Source organism: Synechococcus sp. R6-5 (assembly GCF_047461775.1).
In the GTDB taxonomy this organism is placed as follows: Bacteria; Cyanobacteriota; Cyanobacteriia; order Thermostichales; family Thermostichaceae; genus Thermostichus.
Genome location: NZ_JANSHV010000101.1, coordinates 1 through 1,744 on the forward strand (window position 1 = coordinate 1; position 1,744 = coordinate 1,744).

Annotated in this window: 1 protein-coding gene; it reads right to left on the reverse strand. The window is 57.3% G+C overall.

The features are described from left to right. Positions 1 to 356: 356 nt before the first annotated feature. A complete protein-coding gene (locus NW818_RS06050) occupies positions 357 to 1,661 on the reverse strand; it encodes a metallophosphoesterase family protein (protein WP_011434317.1) in 1,305 nt (434 codons plus the stop codon). Positions 1,662 to 1,744 lie beyond the last annotated feature (83 nt).

Genomic DNA, 1,744 nt, shown 5'->3' on the forward strand with positions numbered 1-1,744 from the left:
GCGGGGCTCCTGCGATTTCTAGCTGACTCTATAGAAAAGAAGATGGGAATTTCATGAATGCTAGAAAGGGATCCCCTGCTTGCTGCAGCTTCACAATACCTAAACCTCAAACAAAAAAAGACTGGCAGTGTGAGGTCTACCAGTCTGAGTCAGTTCCCTGTGAGTGAGCTGATGCCGTCGTTGCCAACGTCTTCAACCCAATCCCCAGTTTGTGTTGCTTTTTGCCATTTCGAAGTGATTTAGATCACTTGAAGCTTGAGGAGCCCGCAGCTTTGGCAAGCACTCCTGTCCTGATTTCTTCTACAGGGATCCCCCATCCCCACCCCTGTGAACCCTGAGGCGACAAAGGGAGCATCTCAAAACAAAGGCAACTGCTCCTCTTCTGCTGAGGCAGGGCTTGAAGCTCCCGGCTCCTCCCAGTTGGGATCCCAGTCCTGCAAGGGATCCGCATATTCCTCCAACAACTGACGGGCGGCGGCCAGCAAATCGTTGTGCAAGGGGGCCAGATCGCTGCGGTTGGCCAAATACTGCTCCAGAGCCGTCAGGGGCTCAAGTCGGCTGGGATCCCATCCCGGCAGACGGATGCGGCTGGGGCTGACCACTTCTGGGGCGATGGTGTAGCTAAAAGCAGGGGCAAGAGCGTTGTGCAGAGCCCGCTCATCAATGCACTCTAGCTGGTCGGGCCGTATGCGGTAGATCAACCGCAGGATGGAGCCGGCCACGGGGGCCTTGGCGATGGCGGCCAGCAGCTTGGACTGCGCCTGCTGGGGTGGATCTGCGCTCAGATCCAGGCGAATGGTGTGAAAGGTACGGGTTGGCAGGGGCAAAAATTCATAGCTGGCCCCCGTAGGGGTGACTTCCACCAGCACACAGCCTTTTTCCTCTTTTTCTTCGCCAAAATCCACCCGCTCAATGCTGCCGGGATAGAGCATCAAGGGATCCCGACACAGCACCTGGTGACGGTGGACATGCCCCAAGGCAACATATTGGTAGGCAGGTCGAGCCAGCAGCGAAAGGGGCACTGTAAACCCTCTGCCCACCGAAAGATGGCGTTCTGCTCCGTAGCGGGCTGTCTCCACCATGACGTGAGCCAACAAAATCGCCGGGATCCCTGGCTGCAGGGTGCGGATCTCCCCTTCTAGGGCTAGGCGGAGGCGCTGCAGGAGCTGATGCGCGAGGATTTCCCCTTCAAGCGCCAAGCTTTCCTGTTGGGCGAGTAGAGCAGAGCGACTCAGCCAAGGTAAAGTGGTCACCTGCACCGGGCCACCGCGAGTTTCGATCCGATGAGTTTCCAGTCTGTCCCCCACAATAAAGCCTGAGACCCCCAAAGCGCGGTAGATAGCCAGGCTGTTGCCTCCCTGTCCCTGCCCGTACTGATCGTGGTTGCCCACCAACAGGACGGTTGGGATCCCTGCATCGGCCAGGCGGCGAAACTGTTGGGCAAAAAGCTCTTGATGGAGAGGGGGGGGTGTCGCATCGGGGAAAGCATCGCCCCCAAACAACACCAGATCCACCGCTTGGTTGAGAGCATGGTCAATGCACAAGCGCAAAGAAGCTACAAAATCTTCCAAACGGGTATTCAGCCCGGTGGCCGGGTTAATGTGGCCGTAGGCAAGACCACTGCCCAGATGAATGTCGGAAAGATGTAGCAACCTTACCATCTTGGGCGCTCTTGGAGACTTTGCAGCTCTCCCATCTGTTGGGATAAACCTTGCCGTTCGCGTTAGCGGGACGGAGTCCTTTG

Coding starts and splice junctions, on each gene's coding strand:
- NW818_RS06050 (WP_011434317.1), bottom strand. CDS start 1,661: ATGGTAAGGTTGCTACATCTTTCCGACATTCATCTGGGCAGTGGTCTT.